The sequence below is a fragment of the Pseudoalteromonas sp. L23 genome, from assembly GCF_021728455.1.
Lineage (GTDB): Bacteria > Pseudomonadota > Gammaproteobacteria > Enterobacterales > Alteromonadaceae > Pseudoalteromonas.
The window spans coordinates 41,819-58,468 of sequence record NZ_JAKKCW010000016.1; the positions used below are offsets into that span (position 1 = coordinate 41,819).

Genomic DNA, 16,650 nt, shown 5'->3' on the forward strand with positions numbered 1-16,650 from the left:
AGCCCTCTCCTACCTATATATCCATTAGAGTGACTTGATGTTATCGGCGGTTTTCTTATCAATCAGTTTTACAAACGGATCAACTCCCGCAAATTTCGGTAACTCTGTTACTTTCAACTCAATCTTATTTTCACCCGATGTGATGACGTGCTTTTGTAGATATAACAGCGTTTCGTCACTTTGAATGTTGTTAGGATCGGCAGAGAATAAGGCTATATCAATCTCTTGATTAAGCGGGATTTCTTCTTCGTTACCTTCACCATCTGCATGCTTTTTCGCCGCCTCAACCGTTAAGGTCACCGTATGTAGCTCTCCCGCTTGCGTCGCTTCTTGCACTTCAACACCCGCAAGCTTAAGCTCATACAACGTAATCGCATTGAACTGATCTTCGATAAATACTTGTTCTTGCTCTGAAGCCCCCGCTTTTAAGTAAGTCAAAAAGTCGAGTGTCGTTGGGTAGATATCTGTTCTAAAACGATAGTCATTTAAGAAGCTTCTTAATGCGCTATTAAGTCGCGTTTCTCCAAGTAAATCGTGCAGCGCTAACATCACAACAGAACCTTTATTGTAGTGAATGTACTGCTGACCGACTGTTCTGGATAGCGCCCGCTCTTCATACGGATCAGAACCTCGTCCACTTAAATAGGTGTCTAGTTCATACTTCAAGAATTTACGAAGATTATGCTCGCCGTACTTTTCTTTCATCACCATAATGGCAGAATATTGCGACAACATTTCCGACAGGATATTTGATCCCTCCACATTAGCACCAATTACCTGATGCGCCCACCACTGGTGTGCCAGCTCATGTGACGTCACATAGTAAGGTACATTGATATTGTCAGGGTTACGGGTGTCCGTTAAAAATCCAATATTCTCCGAGTAAGGCACTGTATTGGCAAAACTTTGCGCAAAGTCTCGGTAACGAGGAAACTCAATAATACGCATTTGCTTATGTTGGTAAGGCCCAAACTCTCGAGTGAAATAATCAATTGAGTCTTTAGTCGACTGCAACATAGTGTCGACGTTCCAAGCATGATCTTTATGGTAGTAAACCTCGAGCGCAATGCCTTTGTACTCTTCTCGTTTCACCTCAAGATCCATCGACAAGATGTTATAGAAGTGCAGCATTGGAGCATCCATTTCATAGACATAGGTCGTGCGGCCGTCTTTACTGAATTTTGATTGCAAATAACCCGGCACCATCGCAACTTGCGATTCATCCGTCGTCACCGTTGCGGCGAATGTGACGAAATTTTCAGCAAACAATGGCTCATGATGATAGTGTGTTTCTTCAATCTTATTGCCACGTTTTAGTGGTTCAAGGCTGCGCTGACGACGCTCACTTTTGTCTTGAATTTGCTTATAGATGTTATAACCAAATGTCGGGAACAAGGTCGCGTTATCAATGAAGGTACCATTGTTCACCAAAGTTTCATCATAGCCTCTATCTACAAAGCCAAGCGTTTGGCGTACGACTGACATCGTAATTGCACGCTGCTCACCCGGTGTCATTGGTTGTGAAAGCTCAAGCCAAGCATGCTTAAAGGTTTTATCCTCTTCAGCAAGCGTAGCGCCAGCCATTTCAACTTGCCACTCTAATGTATGATCAGGTTTATTGACCAAGAAGCGAGCAATCTCTTTATCTGAGCGGTTTTCAACCAACAGCTTTACCTGCGCTTCAATACGACGTGTCTTTGGAAATATCTCAGCATTGAGCTGTACATCTAACGTGACAGGTACAGGGTCATCACGATACTGGGAAAATTGTTGCTCATATAGCTCTGCGATATCTTCAGCTTCATCCTGCGTGATAAACTCATTGACCACTTGCGTGTTGTAGTAGATGTAGCTGCCACTGCCCACGAATATTAAAGCACCACAAGCCAATAATGCTTTACCAGCGTTACCTAACTGATAGCCCATCAGTGAAATGCGTGCTTTCAGCGTTTGTCCTGCACCACGAGGCCAAAGTGCATAGCTTAGTGTCGCTAATATCATGCTAAAACCAAACCAGTACAAATTGTACCAATGTGCCGCACTGAGGAAATGACCATAACCATTAATATCTGAGTACGGCACTGGGGAAGTTTCGCCTAAGTGGTACATATTGTGCTCAAAACCAAAGTTGGTCAGGACTATCGAAATAATGAAATAAACGACATATATTCCCATACCCATATATTTGCTTGGACTCATCACCTGTATCAAAAATGCTAAGGTGGTTTGGAAGGCAAAACCTAACACATATAAATATCCCAAGCGCACAATATACTGGGCAAGATCTATCTGTGTCACACCCGACAATAGTTGATAGCTAATGGTGATCAAGCTACCAAATACACATAGCAGCGTCATCACCGCAACTAAGGCTATGTATTTAGAGCCCCAAAATACCCAGTTTGCAACAGGATAAGAGTCAACAATGTCTCCCATTCGCGAATCACGGTCATGCCATACCAGCTCAGCGCTGTAATACACCAATACAATGACCAATAATTGCCAGAAGCTCCCATGGATAAGCTCCACCATTCTAAAGGTCACTGGCCATACTTCTGTGCCATACCAATTAAATGAGCCAACCAGTGCAGGTATTAAGGTTGCCACCGCCAAAATTAATAACACTAAGAATGGGTAGCTTTTAAGCACTTGCTTTACTTCAAAAGTGGTTCTGGTGCAAAAGTGCACCCAACTACTACCTACGCTCGCTTTAAAATCAAAACGATTCAGCAATGCCGACGCTTGGTTACCATCTTCTTTGGCTTTACTCTTAGTTTTTTGTTTTTGCGGTAAATAATGAGAAGTATTTAAGGCTAAAGCACCTAAACTGAGCAGTGCAACTGACATCCAAATTAAGCGGTTATAGAGCAGTTCATCAACTAAGCTAATGACTGACGTATTGCGATCTGCAATGGTCCAATATTCTGATTGCGCCGAAATAGCTGATAGGCCAAACATGTCTAAATACGCAGCAATGGTACGGTATTCAATGTCTGAAAAAATACTATTTGCCACAAGATAAGTCACAAACAAACCCACAGCAACTAAGTACATTGCTATCATGGTTCTAAATTTTTGCGCCACCAGCGCAAATAGGCTCGCCATAAAAAACAGTGACGGGGCCGCGATGACAAATAGTGGCGTTAGGTAATAGTTGAGTTTATTAGGCCCAATCAGTTCGGTATCCAACCAACCGACTAATCCGCCGATACCAGAACCTACCCAGATCCCCACTAAACACATTGAAAATACTAACAAGGTGACAAGATATGCACCGAGAAAACGACCCAATCGATATTGCGCTAAGTGCAAGGGCTTACTCAAAATAAGTTCACTGAACTTACTTTGATCGTCTCTTATCACCGCACTACCAACAAAGTTAACCACCAAAAAGATGGAAAAAATGGTCATGATGGCAACGGTTTGTAAGATGGCAAAGGGCGAGTTTACATTGACGTTACTGCCACCACCAATCTGTACCGAGTCCGAAACTGAGGCAAAAAAGGTGAGCAAAAATAGAATCAGAGAAGTCACATAAAAGGAAGGCTGACGGACAAAATACCGCAGCTCAAAACGCATCATTTTAAATAGCATCTGCCTACTCCTTACGCTGCTTGATTATTTCGATGAGTATGCAGAGTAGAAAAATAGACGTCCTCTAAATCGGCAGGTACCGCTTCAAAACCTTCAGGTGCTTGATCTGCAAATACGTTAAGTAAGGTCTGTCCCGCAAATAATCGCTTAGAAATAACCGGTAAGTTTTGCTCTACTTCTTTCGCTTCTGCAAGTGTGACCGACTTACGCCAGATTTTCCCCTGTAGCTGCTCGGTGAGCGCAATTGGATTACCTTCAAGTAAAATTTGTCCGCTCGCCAATACAGCCATATTCGGACATAGCTCAGACACATCCTCTACAATATGCGTTGATAAGATGACTACTTTACTCTCACCTAAGCCAACGAGTAGATTGTGGAAACGATTACGTTCTTCTGGGTCTAGTCCCGCCGTCGGTTCATCCACAATGAGTAAATCAGGGTCGCCAAGCAGTGCCTGTGCAATACCAAAGCGTTGACGCATACCTCCGGAAAATCCGCTTACCGCATTTTTACGGTGATCATATAAGTTAGTTTGTGCGAGCAATCCGTCAACGGCTTCTTTACGCTCTTTTTTATTATTTAACCCTTTTAGGATTGCCATATGATCCAATAAATCATACGCACTAACGCGTTGGTAAACACCAAAGTCTTGCGGCAGGTAGCCTAAACGTGCACGAAGTGCCTTTGGCTCCTTTAAAACATCTACACCATCGAACTGTATAGTGCCCGCATCTGCCGACTGTAATGTGGCAATCGTGCGCATCAACGAAGATTTACCAGCGCCATTAGGTCCGAGTAAACCAAACATTCCCTTTGGAATAGTCAGGTTTACACCTCTCAAAGCATGAACGCCATTGTCATAGGTTTTTGAAAGTCCTGAGATTTCGAGCATTTTTATTTCCTGTCCGGATTTTTATTATTGTCCTTTTTATAACATTTCCCTAGGTTAGTGACAATTAACATAAACATATCAATTGCAAATAAAAGTAAACACTGAAACACTAAGAAGCATTCTTAGTTTACAACACCCAAGGAAAACTAACATGCAAGATCACGCCAACCACCCATTGACGGATTTTATTGAATACCCTCACGAGGAAATGCTAAGTCGTGCGGAAGCATTCTTGGAGAACAGTAAGAGACGTCATAGTATCCGTGCTTTTAGCAACCGCCCAGTACCGCAAGAAATCATCGAAACTTGTATCAAAGCGGCGGGCACTGCCCCTAGTGGTGCAAATCACCAGCCATGGCATTTCGTGGCGATTGGCAGCGCAGAAAAGAAAAAACAGATCCGAGCTGCAGCCGAAGACCTCGAGCGCTCGTTTTACCAAGGCCGTGCGGGAGATGAGTGGCTGGACGCGCTAAAGCCTTTGGGCACAGATGCACAAAAACCCTACTTAGAACATGCACCTTGGCTTATCGCTATTTTTAGTCAGAAAAAAGGTGGGATCCACGCGGAAGACAAAAATACCAACTACTATGTCCATGAATCGGTTGGGATAGCTACTGGGTTTCTTATCCAAGCTCTGCATAATGCAGGACTTGCCACACTGACCCATACACCTAAACCTATGAGCTTTTTAAGCGAGTTGTGCGGTAGAGATAAAGATAACGAACGTCCTTATATGTTATTGATTGCGGGTTATCCAAGTGATGATGCAACTATTCCAGAGCACGCAACAGTGAAAAAATCACTCGCCGAAATCGCTTCCTTTATTTAAAAGTTCGGATCAGCTAACTATCGCTGCACAGCTAGCTGATCACCTTCGTTTAGGCCACTAATAACAATCGTTTTATTACCTGTCTCTTCGCCCAACCTGAGGTAGCGTTTGTGAAGCTGGCCACTTTCTATTACCTCAACCATCGCCAATTGACCATACTTGCTGATCATATTAGTTGGAATTTGGATAACCGCCTGCTCGCCAAGCACAAGTTCAACCAGCGCGTACATGCCAGGCACCACATTTTGCAGCAAAGACATATCCAGTTTAATAATAAAGCTGCGCGCTTGGCTGTCGGCAATTGGCACCATTTCCGACACTCGCGCGGTTTGGCTTATATCTAGCGCAGGTATGCGTACCTTAATCTCGCTTCCTAGCTGAATATGCTTAACTTGGCTCTCGCGAATTGGCGCTTCAATCTGCAATTGTAATGGGTTGAATAACGAAATAATGGCGCCACCGGGGCTAACCATGCTGCCCGGCTCTTGTAAGCGCGCCACCACTTTACCCGAAATAGGGGCTGTGATTTGCGTGTAACCCAGCGCGACTTCAGCACTACGATACGCTTCTTGCAATGCCTTATCTTGCGCTTGTAACTCGTTCACTGTGGCTTGCCACTCATCCACTTGGTTAATCGCGATAAGCCCTTTTTCATTAAGAGATTTATTGCGTACTAACTGCTTAGTTGCTTGCTCTAGCTTAGCTGAATTCGCCGCTTGCTGCGCTGCCACTCTTTGCAGCTCTGCTTTAAGCTCTGCATCATCGAGTGTTGCTATCAGCTGTCCCGCAGTGACTTTATCACCGGCTCTGACGTTAAGCGTTTTAAGCTCCGCCAACAACCGACTGGACACTAACGTATTTTCTTTTGCGACCACACTCGCGGGAACTTGTTCAATCATCGCAATCAGCGACTTTTGTACTGTATAACGTGTTCCTTGATAGGCGGGAAGTTCGGACTTATTGCCCGGAGCTAGCTTATTTTGGAATCCACCAGCAAGCCATACGACCATCAAGAATAGGCAAAAAATAGCAAGAACAGGAATAAAGATTTTATTACGAGACATGAGAAGACTCCTGAACTGATGAGGCATTAAGGGGTTGATTAGGTGTCGATGATGATTTGAATACTAAATAGTAAACGATAGGCACGACCAACAGTGAAAATAACGTTGAAGCAATGATCCCGAAGATAATAGCAAGGGCGAGGCCACTAAAAACGGGATCTAAGATAATTACTAAATTGCCTAATAACGTCGTACCTGCTGTAAGTAATACCGGTCGCATTCTTATACTTCCCGCCGCAATCAATGCATCGATAAGTGCCATACCAGCCGCTCGAGACTGATTAATAAACTCCACCAAAATCAGGGAGTTTCTCACCACTATTCCGGCCAGCGCTATCATCCCTATCATCGCGGTCGCTGTAAATAACACGGGCTCAGGCGCACCTGCAACCACACGCTCACCAAACTGGTTGAGTAACCAAAAACCCGGCATAATCCCTATCATAGTGAGGGGAATAGCCGACATAATGATAAGTGATAAGCTACTAGATGCCGTTTGTACCCGCAGGATGATAAATATCGCCACCAGTGCAAACGCAAATGCGATCCCCATATCTCTAAACACATCTATGGTAATGCGCCATTCACCTTCGCCTTTAAAGGTATAATGGGTTCCCTCAAACATTGACCAAGTGACTCCTCCGCCACTGTGTAAAAAGGTGCGAGATGTCCAATTGCTCGGTGTTATCTGTTGGTTTTCATCCGCAACCACATCGGCAATCACCTCAGCTGGCGTGCGGCCATTTAGCTCCGCAAACACATAAATCACCTCTTGTAGGTCTTTTCGAAGGATCACGGGAGCCGTAGGAATAGATGTTAATTCGCCCAGTTCACCAATCGCCACAAGGGGTCTCGCAGCCTGCTCTAAGCCGTATTCTTGAGTGGTTTTAGCCAACTCCTGACGACCACGAACTTGCATCGCTAATACGTTTTGCCATTGATTACGCTGCGCGTAACTCACACCTAACTCGATGGGCACCGTTGCGACCTCACCTTGAGTATATAAAAAGCCTGCTGACATGCCGCTGCTTGCAACCACTAAAGATTGATTAATATCCTCTGTGGCCACACCTGATAACGCAGCCTTTTGTTTATCAACCACAAACCGCTTTAGCCATGTTGGCGAAGCCATTGAGGTGTCAACCTCAACCACATGTGGCTCCTGCCTTAAACGATGTGCTAACCTCTGGGCTGCTTGCTCTTGCGTTTCACGAGCAACAAACGGATCTGCATAAACCTCAGCAACGAGTGTACTTAATACCGGAGGTCCCGGCGGCACTTCCACCACTTTTACTTGCGTCAAAGTTTGGTTAAAAGGCTGAAGCTTTTCACGCAGTCGCATGACGATGGCGTGAGATTGATGTTCGCGTTCACGCTTATCCACCAGTAAGACTCTAAGTTCGGCAAGATGCGTACCACTACGACGATAATAGCCTCGCACCATACCATTAAAATCCATACTGGAAGGCTTACCGACAAAAGCGGCGATGTCGGTCACTTCAGCTTCTGACCAAACGATTTGCTGTACTTGCCTCGCCATTGCGGCCGTTTGCTCAAGGCTGGTTCCCTCAGGCATATCTATCAGTACTTGGATTTCACTTTTATTGTCAAACGGCAGCAATTTCAGTGGTACGGCCCTAAAAATAGGAAGGCTCACACTCGCAACAAATAACCCTAACACACCCCATAATAACCATTTGGCTTTGCGGGTGTTTTGTAAAATTGGCAGCATGATTTTGCTGTAGTACGAGTCTTGAGGCGCGACTTCACTTGTTTTTGAATCCGCTTTGAGTAGCTTTTTAGATAGCCAAGGCGTTACTAAAAAAGCCACTAACGTCGAGGCAATGACACTAACAGGGACGTTAAATGCCATGGGTGCCATATATGGGCCCATCATGCCAGTAATAAACGCCAATGGAATAAACGCCATGATGATAGTTAACGTTGACATCAAAAGCGCAGATTTGATCTCGACCATAGCAGCGACAATGTTATGATCTGTGTCAGCTGCCGCGCCGCGATGAATAAAGCGGCTAATATTATCAATCCCAGTGATTGGGTCATCGACTAACAATCCCAGCGACAAAATAAGCGCAAACAAGGTGACCCGATTAATGGTGTAACCAAACGCAAAGTCCAACCCAAGTGTAATGCCATAGCAAATTGGCACTGCAAGACCAACAACGATGGCAGGCCGCCAACCTAAAAATACACCGACAAATATCACAACGGTAAATACCGCAAAGGCCAAGCTAGAGGTAAGGTTATTGACTTTGTCATTGGCCGTCTCGCCATAGTTTCTTAATACTTTTACCGATACCTCAGCAGGAAGGAGCTCCTGTTGTAGCTGGGTCACAAGCGCTAAACTTTGCTCTGCAACCGTTACCGCATTACTTCCCTTTTGCTTCGCCACGCCAATCGTCACTAATGGTGCATCAGCCTGGCTGTCGCTGCTTGCTAACCACTGATAGCTATCGGGCTCACTAGGACCATCAATAACCCGAGCAACTTCTTTTAAAACAATGGCACGACCATTAATTACATTCACCGTGAGCCCTTCAAGTGCCGACTTATTACGAAGGACATCACCTGATTCAAAGGCAATTGTGTTACTACCTGCCGTCACTTGCCCGACTCGTGTCACTAGATTACTACTTTGGATAGCACCTAAAACATCCATTGGTGTTGTTTGATGTGCGGCAAGAGCAGTTAAGTTCAACTCAATCCTAAGTGCTCTCGTGCGCCCGGTAATAACCGTAACCTCGCTGGTATCTGCAATGCTCTGTAACTGGATAGCTAGCTCTTGTGCAAAACGCGTTAGCGCGTAGTCATCATATAGTTGCGGCTTGGAACTTGTCAGTCCAAGCATAAGAATCGGAACGTCATCGACTTCTACCGGACGGATCTGCCACTGAGTGACAATTCCCGGCATAGTATGCTGGTTGGCATACAGCTTAGTGTAGGTGTTGAGAATGGCTTTCTCTCTGTCTTCACCCACATGAAACCTTAAAGTAACAACCGTGCCGCCGGTTTGGGTCGTAGAATAGACGTGTTCAACGCCTGGAATTTGCAGCAGTAACTTTTCAAGTGGAGTGGTGACCAATCGTGCCACTTCTGGTGAGGCAGTATTTGGTACCGACACATGAATATCCAGCATAGGCACCACTATTTGTGGTTCTTCCTCTCGTGGTGTCATTTGCAATGCAAATAATCCAAGTACCACAGCGCACAAGAAGATAATCGTTGGCAAGCTGCCTTGTAGAGCATACCGAATGACACCATCTAACTTTTGCATCTCAGTCGTTCCTAGTTACTCTGCACTTGAGGCGCAGAACAGCTGATATAAACTTTCGAGTAGTACAGCGACTCGGCTATCTTTAACCTGATAATAAATCGTCGCTCCCTCACGCCTAGTCGCCACGATTTGTGCCTTTCTCATGCTGGCTAAATGTTGTGATAAGGCAGACTGCGCTAACGGCACCATTTCGTTAAGCTGGCTAACACTGAGCTCTTGCTTTTGCAATGCACACAAAATCATCAAGCGATTTTTATTCGCCATAAGCTTTAACAAGGCTTCTGCCTGTTCGGCATTTTGCGCCATTTGCTGAAGATCCATGTTGACTCCCAAAAAATAAATGCGCTTAAAGTATAGACACAAACATTAGCAATGTCTAATATTAGAAACACCTAATATTAAAGGTGACACTCATTATGACCTTACATCCTCTACTTAGATTAATCGCTGGTGTTATGTTTGCCATTTCTTTACTGCTCACACATTTTGTCAACCCACATTGGGTTTGGTTTAGTGTGTTTATTTGTGTCAATTTAGTGCAGTCTGCTTTTACAAACTGGTGCCCTATGATCGTTATATTGAAGAAACTTGGCATTCAGGAAAGGTGAGTCATAATGAAACCGATAACCCAATAAGGAGCTATATATGCTGATATCTGCCCAAGATGTATTAAAGACAGTCAAGCCTAATCAACGCTGCATTGACGCGGTACAAGCAAAATCAGAGATTGCACAAAACAATGGTCTGGTTATCGACGTGAGAGAGCCGGCTGAACACAGTCAAAAGGCAGCCAACGGCACGGTAAATATCCCAAGAGGATTGCTAGAATTTAAGCTTCCAGAGCTGGAAAAAGACGCAGACAGACCAATTTATTTACACTGTGCCGCTGGTGGTCGTGCTATTTTTGCCGCAGAGCAACTAACTCGTATCGGTTACACCAATGTCAGCGTAATTACCTGCAAAGCTGAAGTGGTGTGTGACACGCTTTAAGCACATTATGACCTTCTTTTTATTGAGGCACTGAGTCACAAAACTTTATTAGGCTCAGTGCTTTTTCTGACTTCCATTTCTTACCCAGCCTTAACATTCGCTATAAAAGTATTTAAATCATTAAGTTAATTAATTTTATAAATCTATTGTCATATGACAGTTTGAGCACTGACGTAAGCTTGTCGGCGTGTTTTAATGGAGAAACAGGCACAGTGGAGACAACAACTTAACGGGAGTTCAATATGTCTGACTTAAAAAAGCTAGAAAGAGCCACCTACAAAGTGTATTTCCAAGATGGAGATCATCAAATTACGTGTTGTGCAAATGCATTAAATTGCACTCAATATGTTTTCGTCGACGATGTTTGCGTTTCTCAAAAACGCCACTTACTCGGTGATAGTACCCATAAATTTACTTATGCAGATCAAGCCTATGAAGCTAGATTTTGTTTAATTAACGGGTTTACTTTTGAAACTGAGTGCCTACTACTCAAAGGAAAAAAAATACTTGGTCGCCAGTCAAGTACCCCTCTGAACGATCAACTGACCTTAGCCAAGGTCATATTCACTTTTATGGGCTACGGCCTGGTTGCAGGTTTTTGTATATTTACTCTCGCGTACTACTTGGGACGCTGGTACGGCAGCACCGTACTTTAAGTTCGTCAAGGAGGAGATAATGCAAATAAATAATAATACAGTAAAGCTGTTGCGAACCGAAAAGAGTTGGACTCAGCAACATTTAGCAGATGCCTCTGGAGTAAGTCTACGCACAATTCAACGCGTCGAGAGCGACAGGACAGCAAGTAAAGAGACTGTAATGAGCTTGTGTGCGGTGTTTGAAATCTCCCAATCCAAGCTTATTGACTTGGCCGACATGCTCCATAATAAAGAAAACAAAGAAGAAAAAACAGTGAGTTATCATTTATTCTTGTTTACTGCAATCCTATCCCTAAGCGTTGGGGGCGTTATCGGCGCAGGCCTGATTTATCTGATAATTCGATAAATACCTTATTCTTATAGCAGCCGAAATCCATAAAAAGGAGTGCTCAAACATAGCACTCCTTGATTTTTCTTACGCGCGGTTTGGAATAATTTTAATTTCGACTCGGCGATTTTGTGCCTTACCTTGCTCGGTGCTATTGCTCGCGATTGGCTGAGACTCACCCATGCCCTCTGCGTACAAACGCGCAGGTAGTACTTGCTGTGATAATAAATACTGCTTTACGCTATTTGCGCGCTGTTCAGACAAAGTCTGATTGAAGCTCGCTGAACCAGTAGAATCTGTATGTCCGACAATCGTTAAGAATGTCTTATCGTACTGCTGCATCACGCGTGCAATGCCTTGAAGTGTATTGTAAAAACCAGGGCTGATAGCTGACTTACCTGTCGCAAAGGTTATGTTTGATGGCAACACTAAGCGCATTTGATCGCCTTCACGAACAACCTCAACACCCGTACCAGCAAGCTCTTGGTTAAAAGCGGCTTCCTGCTTGTCCATATAGTTACCAATCGCGGCACCTGCAATTGCCCCAACCGCAGCACCAATGGCAAGACGCTTATCTTTGTGGTTACCTGTAGCTTTACCTAACACCGCACCGGTTGCAGCACCAATCGCCGCACCTTTACCTGTGTTATTCATTTCACATCCAGACAAAGCAACCACAACAGCTGCACCAATTAACATATTTCTTGCAATCATCTTCCCACCTGAGTTCGTTTCAACTTGATTGTCTATATTGTTGCAATAAACAATTAACTCTGGCTGAAGCCTTGTTGGTTTTTTTAAGGGTGAGCAGGGACTAAGTCGCTTATATGCTCAGAAACTGGTGGCAGTTTATATTTTGCAACCACAGCATCAAGCTGCTTTCTCTTAGCCAATTGCTTCATCGTTAAACGAATGGTTTGCGCAAGCTCGGTGCCGCTGAAGCGTTTGCTCATCGCCATATGACCATAAATCGGCTGAGCGTGGTGATAGGAGACTTTTTTCAACTTTTCAATGGGCTGACTAAGCACTTCCATCGCCACCTCAGCGGTGTCTTCAACTGCGATCACAAGGTCAACACGTCCTCTAAGCAATAAATCAAACGCCACTTGCTCACTAAACACAGGGACTTTATTGAGTTGACGGTCTTCATCAAAGCGAGGATAAAAAACGCCGCCACGCATCACCGCAATCCGCTTGGTATAAAGATCCGTATATTGTTCCACCCGAATATCGCTGTCTTGCTTAGCGTAGAATACAAACGAAGATGTCAGCGCCATGTAGGCGGGCTCGACAAAGTCGATTAACTTTTCTCGTTGAGGCGTACGGATCAAGCCACCCATGACGTCTACCTCACCTTGCGCTATCATCCGCATACAGCGAGAGAAAGGACAGGGAACGGCATTTATTTGATAATCAACACCAGCCTGAGCCTGCACCGTTGCCAATATATCTAAGATTAAACCTTCCACTTCACCATTGTCTTCAATAATGCTATACGGTGGCGCGTGATCAACAGCGACATTAATTTGCTGAGCAAAACAAGAGAAGTTCGCCAACAAAAAAAGTAAACAGGGCGATAAAAAAGTCATTCGCATAATACTTATCCAACTGAGGCGCACCAGCACCAAAAGTCATAAATATGTCATATAAAAATGTGAGGATACAAGGTTAACAATATCACAAGGTACACTATGTTTCTGAAAATATTTTATCAGTTTTTGTTATTAGGATGTACGAGCTTTGGGGGACCTGCAGCCCACCTTGGGTTCTTTAAAAAACACTTTGTCGATAACTTAAAATGGCTGAGTAACGAGCGCTATGCCAGTATGATCAGCCTGTCACAAATACTGCCAGGACCGGGGTCCAGCCAAGTCGGATTCGCGATTGGTTTAGAAAAAGCTGGAATACTAGGAGGGATCGCCGCCTTTTTAGGGTTTACGCTACCGTCTTTTTTGCTCATGATCATGCTGGCATTAACCGCTGAGCAGCTTTCGGGCACTGCGTTGAATGTCATTGATGGGTTGAAGTTGTTTGCTGTTGTTATCGTTGCCGATGCGGTACTGAGTATGGCGAAAAGCTTTTGTAAAACCACAGCACTCAAATTCGTCGCATTTTTCGCCACCTTCACGCTGTTGATGCTGCCGAACTTAAGCGCGCAATTGGGTGTGCTTATGACGCTTGTCATCGCGGGTTGCTTTTACTCATTCAGCAATGTGCCAAGTAAACCGAGTCAATCAAAAAGCCAAATCAACTGGTCTGTATTTGCGCTATTTATTGGCCTATTTGCGTTAACCTTTGCCGCGCTACCAAATCAACTATTTGCCGAGTTTTATCAGGCAGGTGCTTTGGTTTTTGGCGGTGGTCACGTCGTGCTGCCGCTGCTACAAACCAGTGTCGAGGGGGTCGCGCAAGAAACCTTCTTAACGGCTTATGCTGCCGCGCAAGCCATTCCTGGGCCGATGTTTACCATCGCAAGCTTTTTAGGCGCCGTTGTCGACAATACCCATCCCATTTTGGGCGCAGCGATTGCGACGCTCGCTATTTTCTTGCCGGGCCTACTGTTAATGTGGGCATTTAACCAACAGTGGCAATCACTTATTGCATTGCCACGGTTTGCAAGTATTAGCGCGGCCTTAAATGCAGGTGTTGTGGGAATTTTAGCCGCTGCGTTTTATCAACCAATTTGGCTTTCTGCGGTGCATAGTTTGCTCGATATCACCGCGGTGGTATTAGGCTTTGCAGCACTAAAATGGCTAAAGCCCGCGATATGGCAGTTGCTTATTGCCTTTATGGTGTTTGGGGTTATCGCAGGAAGTGTGTAGGCCACGCTTGAGTGGCCTTGATGATTATTCTGAAGTTGCGTCTGGTTTGCTACCGGCGCGCACTTTCACGCGGTGTGCGCCAAAGTAATCACTCACGCTTTGATATGGACGTAACCCAAATGCTGGCATTACGCTTAGCATGTAGTCCAAAATATCGGCTTGTAGATGCTCATAAAACACCCAGCGTTTATCGCGACTAAAACAGTAAAACTCTAGAGGCAAGCCATGTTGTGTGGGTGCAAGTTCCCTGACCATACATAAACAATCTTGATTGATGGCATCATGCTGCTTCAAGTAGGCCTCTGCATAGCGTCTAAATAAGCCTAAATTGGTGATATCGCTTGGTACATCTTCAAGTTTTTCCAGTAGTGGATATTGCTCGGTTAGCGACGCTCGCTTTTGCTCAGGCAACGGCTCAATGCTAGTAAAATCAATATGGATGGCGCGTTTGATGCGGCGTCCTGCTGACTCTTGCATGGCACGCCAGTTTTTAAATGAATCAGAGATCAACATATAAGTTGGTATGGTGGTGACGGTGTTATCCCAGTTACGTACCCTAACGGTATTTAACCCCAGATCTATCACCTCGCCGTCTGCACCAAATGCGTCAACTTGGATCCAGTCGCCAGTGGTTACCAATCGGTTGGCCGCTATTTGAATACTCGCAACTAACCCCAAAATCGTATCTTTAAATACCAAAATAATAACTGCAGCGATAGCACCAAAACCGGAAAGAATATAGGTCGGTGATTTATCCACCAAGATACTGACCACCAATATAGAACAAACTATAAATATCAGTAGCTTAATTACTTGAATAATCCCTTGGATCGGCACTTCTTTGGCGAATGGAAAGAGGTTATAAACGCCATTCCCTAAATTGACTAAACTGCTAAATAAAAACCCAGATGACACCACCAACATAACGTACACTAGTGTTTCCATCACGATAAACACCCAAGCAGGCGCGACAAATAGACGCTCGTGGTAGGCGGAAAAAACCAGTAAACACAATACAAAGGCAAAGCGGCCGCTAAATTTACTTAACTGAGGGGAAAGGTGACCAATTTTACGCGGTGAAATATGGCGCGCGAGGTTTTCTACATTGGGTAGCACTAAACGGCGGATCACCCAATATAAAAGCAATAACCCAACAACCGCGACACCATTGGTGAATAACGCACTGATCACAGTGCCCTGCGGTAGCTCTTTTAACCACGGTTGAACGACATCATGAAGGTGATCAAACTTCATAGCTGTTTTAGCTCCTCATTGAGCGTGTCATTTGGCTCAGTCGAATGCAGCCAATGCGCTTCGAGTTGGCAATCTTTGCGTTGCCAGACTTCATTCATAAAAGACTGAAACTGTACACGGTAAGCTTTATCGGCTTGATAGTTACCAAGTGGCACTTTCTCCATCGCGATGTAGTCTATTTTTACATCAATTGCATCCAAGCGTCCAAGCGTAAATGCACGGCAAATATGTTCACCCTCTAACTCATAAGCCAAAGTCGCGTTGAGCATGCCGTCAAGTTGCTCAGATAGCACTTCTAGGGCAAACGCTACACCACCCGCCTTTGGTTTGAGCAGATGCTTAAACGGACTATTTTGATGCGCATGTTTGGCTTTAGTATGACGAGTACCTTCCACAAAATTAATTACCGTTGTGGGATGATCACGAAAATTGCGACAACTGGCTTTGGTACGCTCTACATCCATCCCTTTAAGCTTAGGGTTTTTGGCGATCTGCGCTTTACTCGCACGTTTCATAAATGGCATGCCCATCGCCCATGCACCAGTACCAATGAAAGGCACGTATTTTAATTCATCTTTTAAGAAAAATTTAGGTGCAGGTAGTACCTCCATGGCGCTAAGCACAACGATATCAAGCCAGCTAAGATGATTGGAAATTAATAAATACCACCCTTGAGCGTGTAATTCTTTTGGCAAGCTCACTTGTATTTTGTCGCACGCGATGCGCAAACCGAGGTAATTGCCTTTACACCACATACCGTAAAAAAAGTGCAGTGCTGTAGAGATAAACTTAACTGGCACAAGCAATTTTATGATGCCAAACAATAGCACCAATAAACCACAAACAAAGGTATTCACCAGCAGCCACACACTGGCCGATAGCCCGAGAAACCACTTAGGTAGTATTTGTTTTAACATCACAACAT

At 44.5% G+C, this 16,650-nt stretch carries 15 protein-coding genes; 6 read left to right on the forward strand and 9 right to left on the reverse strand.

Going from position 1 to position 16,650, the window contains the following annotated elements; genetic code table 11:
- Window positions 1-24: 24 nt before the first annotated feature.
- On the reverse strand, window positions 25-3,594 hold the full coding sequence (locus tag L3V43_RS20085) for a M1 family aminopeptidase (protein WP_237117266.1): 3,570 nt from the start codon (window positions 3,592-3,594) through the stop codon (window positions 25-27).
- A gap of 11 nt (window positions 3,595-3,605) precedes the next feature.
- Window positions 3,606-4,487, reverse strand: a complete 882-nt coding sequence (locus tag L3V43_RS20090) for an ABC transporter ATP-binding protein (RefSeq protein WP_010606823.1) — start codon at window positions 4,485-4,487, stop codon at window positions 3,606-3,608.
- Between the two features lie 151 nt (window positions 4,488-4,638).
- On the opposite strand from L3V43_RS20090, the gene L3V43_RS20095 reads away from it, so the two are divergent.
- Window positions 4,639-5,316, forward strand: a complete 678-nt coding sequence (locus tag L3V43_RS20095) for a nitroreductase family protein (RefSeq protein WP_237117267.1) — start codon at window positions 4,639-4,641, stop codon at window positions 5,314-5,316.
- A gap of 17 nt (window positions 5,317-5,333) precedes the next feature.
- Here L3V43_RS20095 and L3V43_RS20100 read toward each other — a convergent pair whose 3' ends face one another.
- From L3V43_RS20100 to L3V43_RS20110, 3 genes are read right to left on the reverse strand one after another with little or no spacing between them, the layout of a single operon-like run.
- Window positions 5,334-6,380, reverse strand: coding sequence for an efflux RND transporter periplasmic adaptor subunit (locus tag L3V43_RS20100; protein ID WP_237117268.1), 1,047 nt, complete (start codon window positions 6,378-6,380; stop codon window positions 5,334-5,336).
- Window positions 6,370-9,675 carry an efflux RND transporter permease subunit gene (locus tag L3V43_RS20105; protein ID WP_237117269.1) on the reverse strand — a complete coding sequence of 1,102 codons (3,306 nt, stop codon included), beginning with the start codon at window positions 9,673-9,675 and terminating at the stop codon, window positions 6,370-6,372. Before L3V43_RS20105 ends, L3V43_RS20100 begins: the two co-directional genes overlap by 11 nt.
- Before the next feature lie 15 nt (window positions 9,676-9,690).
- Window positions 9,691-9,996, reverse strand: a complete 306-nt coding sequence (locus L3V43_RS20110) for a metalloregulator ArsR/SmtB family transcription factor (protein ID WP_010606827.1) — start codon at window positions 9,994-9,996, stop codon at window positions 9,691-9,693.
- Window positions 9,997-10,091: 95 nt separating this feature from the next.
- On the opposite strand from L3V43_RS20110, the gene L3V43_RS20115 reads away from it, so the two are divergent.
- The 4 genes from L3V43_RS20115 to L3V43_RS20130 all read left to right on the forward strand — a co-directional run bounded on the left by L3V43_RS20115 (window position 10,092) and on the right by L3V43_RS20130 (window position 11,667).
- Window positions 10,092-10,283: a DUF2892 domain-containing protein gene (locus L3V43_RS20115; RefSeq protein WP_045987806.1), complete on the forward strand. Its 192-nt coding sequence runs from the start codon at window positions 10,092-10,094 to the stop codon at window positions 10,281-10,283.
- A 37-nt stretch (window positions 10,284-10,320) separates the two neighbouring features.
- The gene (locus L3V43_RS20120; protein WP_010606829.1) at window positions 10,321-10,665 is read left to right on the forward strand and encodes a rhodanese-like domain-containing protein; all 345 of its coding nucleotides are present in this window, start codon (window positions 10,321-10,323) and stop codon (window positions 10,663-10,665) included.
- Between the two features lie 242 nt (window positions 10,666-10,907).
- Window positions 10,908-11,321 carry a hypothetical protein gene (locus L3V43_RS20125; RefSeq protein ID WP_010606830.1) on the forward strand — a complete coding sequence of 138 codons (414 nt, stop codon included), beginning with the start codon at window positions 10,908-10,910 and terminating at the stop codon, window positions 11,319-11,321.
- Between the two features lie 19 nt (window positions 11,322-11,340).
- Complete coding sequence (locus L3V43_RS20130) at window positions 11,341-11,667, forward strand: helix-turn-helix transcriptional regulator (protein WP_235368389.1); 327 nt, start codon at window positions 11,341-11,343, stop codon at window positions 11,665-11,667.
- Window positions 11,668-11,736: 69 nt separating this feature from the next.
- Here L3V43_RS20130 and L3V43_RS20135 read toward each other — a convergent pair whose 3' ends face one another.
- Window positions 11,737-12,363 carry an OmpA family protein gene (locus L3V43_RS20135; RefSeq protein ID WP_010378204.1) on the reverse strand — a complete coding sequence of 209 codons (627 nt, stop codon included), beginning with the start codon at window positions 12,361-12,363 and terminating at the stop codon, window positions 11,737-11,739.
- 83 nt (window positions 12,364-12,446) lie between these two features.
- Window positions 12,447-13,238, reverse strand: coding sequence for a transporter substrate-binding domain-containing protein (locus L3V43_RS20140; RefSeq protein ID WP_237117270.1), 792 nt, complete (start codon window positions 13,236-13,238; stop codon window positions 12,447-12,449).
- 102 nt (window positions 13,239-13,340) lie between these two features.
- Here L3V43_RS20140 and chrA point away from each other — a divergent pair, with 102 nt between their 5' ends.
- Window positions 13,341-14,471, forward strand: coding sequence for a chromate efflux transporter (gene chrA / locus L3V43_RS20145; protein ID WP_235368387.1), 1,131 nt, complete (start codon window positions 13,341-13,343; stop codon window positions 14,469-14,471).
- 24 nt (window positions 14,472-14,495) lie between these two features.
- Here the strand turns inward: chrA and L3V43_RS20150 are convergent, their stop codons facing one another.
- Complete coding sequence (locus L3V43_RS20150) at window positions 14,496-15,725, reverse strand: mechanosensitive ion channel domain-containing protein (protein ID WP_235368386.1); 1,230 nt, start codon at window positions 15,723-15,725, stop codon at window positions 14,496-14,498.
- Window positions 15,722-16,642: an acetyltransferase gene (locus L3V43_RS20155; RefSeq protein ID WP_017218365.1), complete on the reverse strand. Its 921-nt coding sequence runs from the start codon at window positions 16,640-16,642 to the stop codon at window positions 15,722-15,724. Before L3V43_RS20155 ends, L3V43_RS20150 begins: the two co-directional genes overlap by 4 nt.
- Between the last annotated feature and the right edge of the window lie 8 nt (window positions 16,643-16,650).

Bases quoted from the DNA above. Each gene is read 5' to 3' on its own strand.
- L3V43_RS20115 (WP_045987806.1), top strand. From the start codon at position 10,092: ATGACCTTACATCCTCTACTTAGATTAATCGCTGGTGTTATGTTTGCC.
- L3V43_RS20140 (WP_237117270.1), bottom strand. From the start codon at position 13,238: ATGACTTTTTTATCGCCCTGTTTACTTTTTTTGTTGGCGAACTTCTCT.
- L3V43_RS20155 (WP_017218365.1), bottom strand. From the start codon at position 16,642: ATGTTAAAACAAATACTACCTAAGTGGTTTCTCGGGCTATCGGCCAGT.
- L3V43_RS20135 (WP_010378204.1), bottom strand. From the start codon at position 12,363: ATGATTGCAAGAAATATGTTAATTGGTGCAGCTGTTGTGGTTGCTTTG.
- L3V43_RS20110 (WP_010606827.1), bottom strand. From the start codon at position 9,996: ATGGATCTTCAGCAAATGGCGCAAAATGCCGAACAGGCAGAAGCCTTG.
- L3V43_RS20100 (WP_237117268.1), bottom strand. From the start codon at position 6,380: ATGTCTCGTAATAAAATCTTTATTCCTGTTCTTGCTATTTTTTGCCTA.
- L3V43_RS20150 (WP_235368386.1), bottom strand. From the start codon at position 15,725: ATGAAGTTTGATCACCTTCATGATGTCGTTCAACCGTGGTTAAAAGAG.
- chrA (WP_235368387.1), top strand. From the start codon at position 13,341: ATGTTTCTGAAAATATTTTATCAGTTTTTGTTATTAGGATGTACGAGC.
- L3V43_RS20090 (WP_010606823.1), bottom strand. From the start codon at position 4,487: ATGCTCGAAATCTCAGGACTTTCAAAAACCTATGACAATGGCGTTCAT.
- L3V43_RS20095 (WP_237117267.1), top strand. From the start codon at position 4,639: ATGCAAGATCACGCCAACCACCCATTGACGGATTTTATTGAATACCCT.
- L3V43_RS20105 (WP_237117269.1), bottom strand. From the start codon at position 9,675: ATGCAAAAGTTAGATGGTGTCATTCGGTATGCTCTACAAGGCAGCTTG.
- L3V43_RS20130 (WP_235368389.1), top strand. From the start codon at position 11,341: ATGCAAATAAATAATAATACAGTAAAGCTGTTGCGAACCGAAAAGAGT.
- L3V43_RS20125 (WP_010606830.1), top strand. From the start codon at position 10,908: ATGTCTGACTTAAAAAAGCTAGAAAGAGCCACCTACAAAGTGTATTTC.
- L3V43_RS20085 (WP_237117266.1), bottom strand. From the start codon at position 3,594: ATGCTATTTAAAATGATGCGTTTTGAGCTGCGGTATTTTGTCCGTCAG.
- L3V43_RS20120 (WP_010606829.1), top strand. From the start codon at position 10,321: ATGCTGATATCTGCCCAAGATGTATTAAAGACAGTCAAGCCTAATCAA.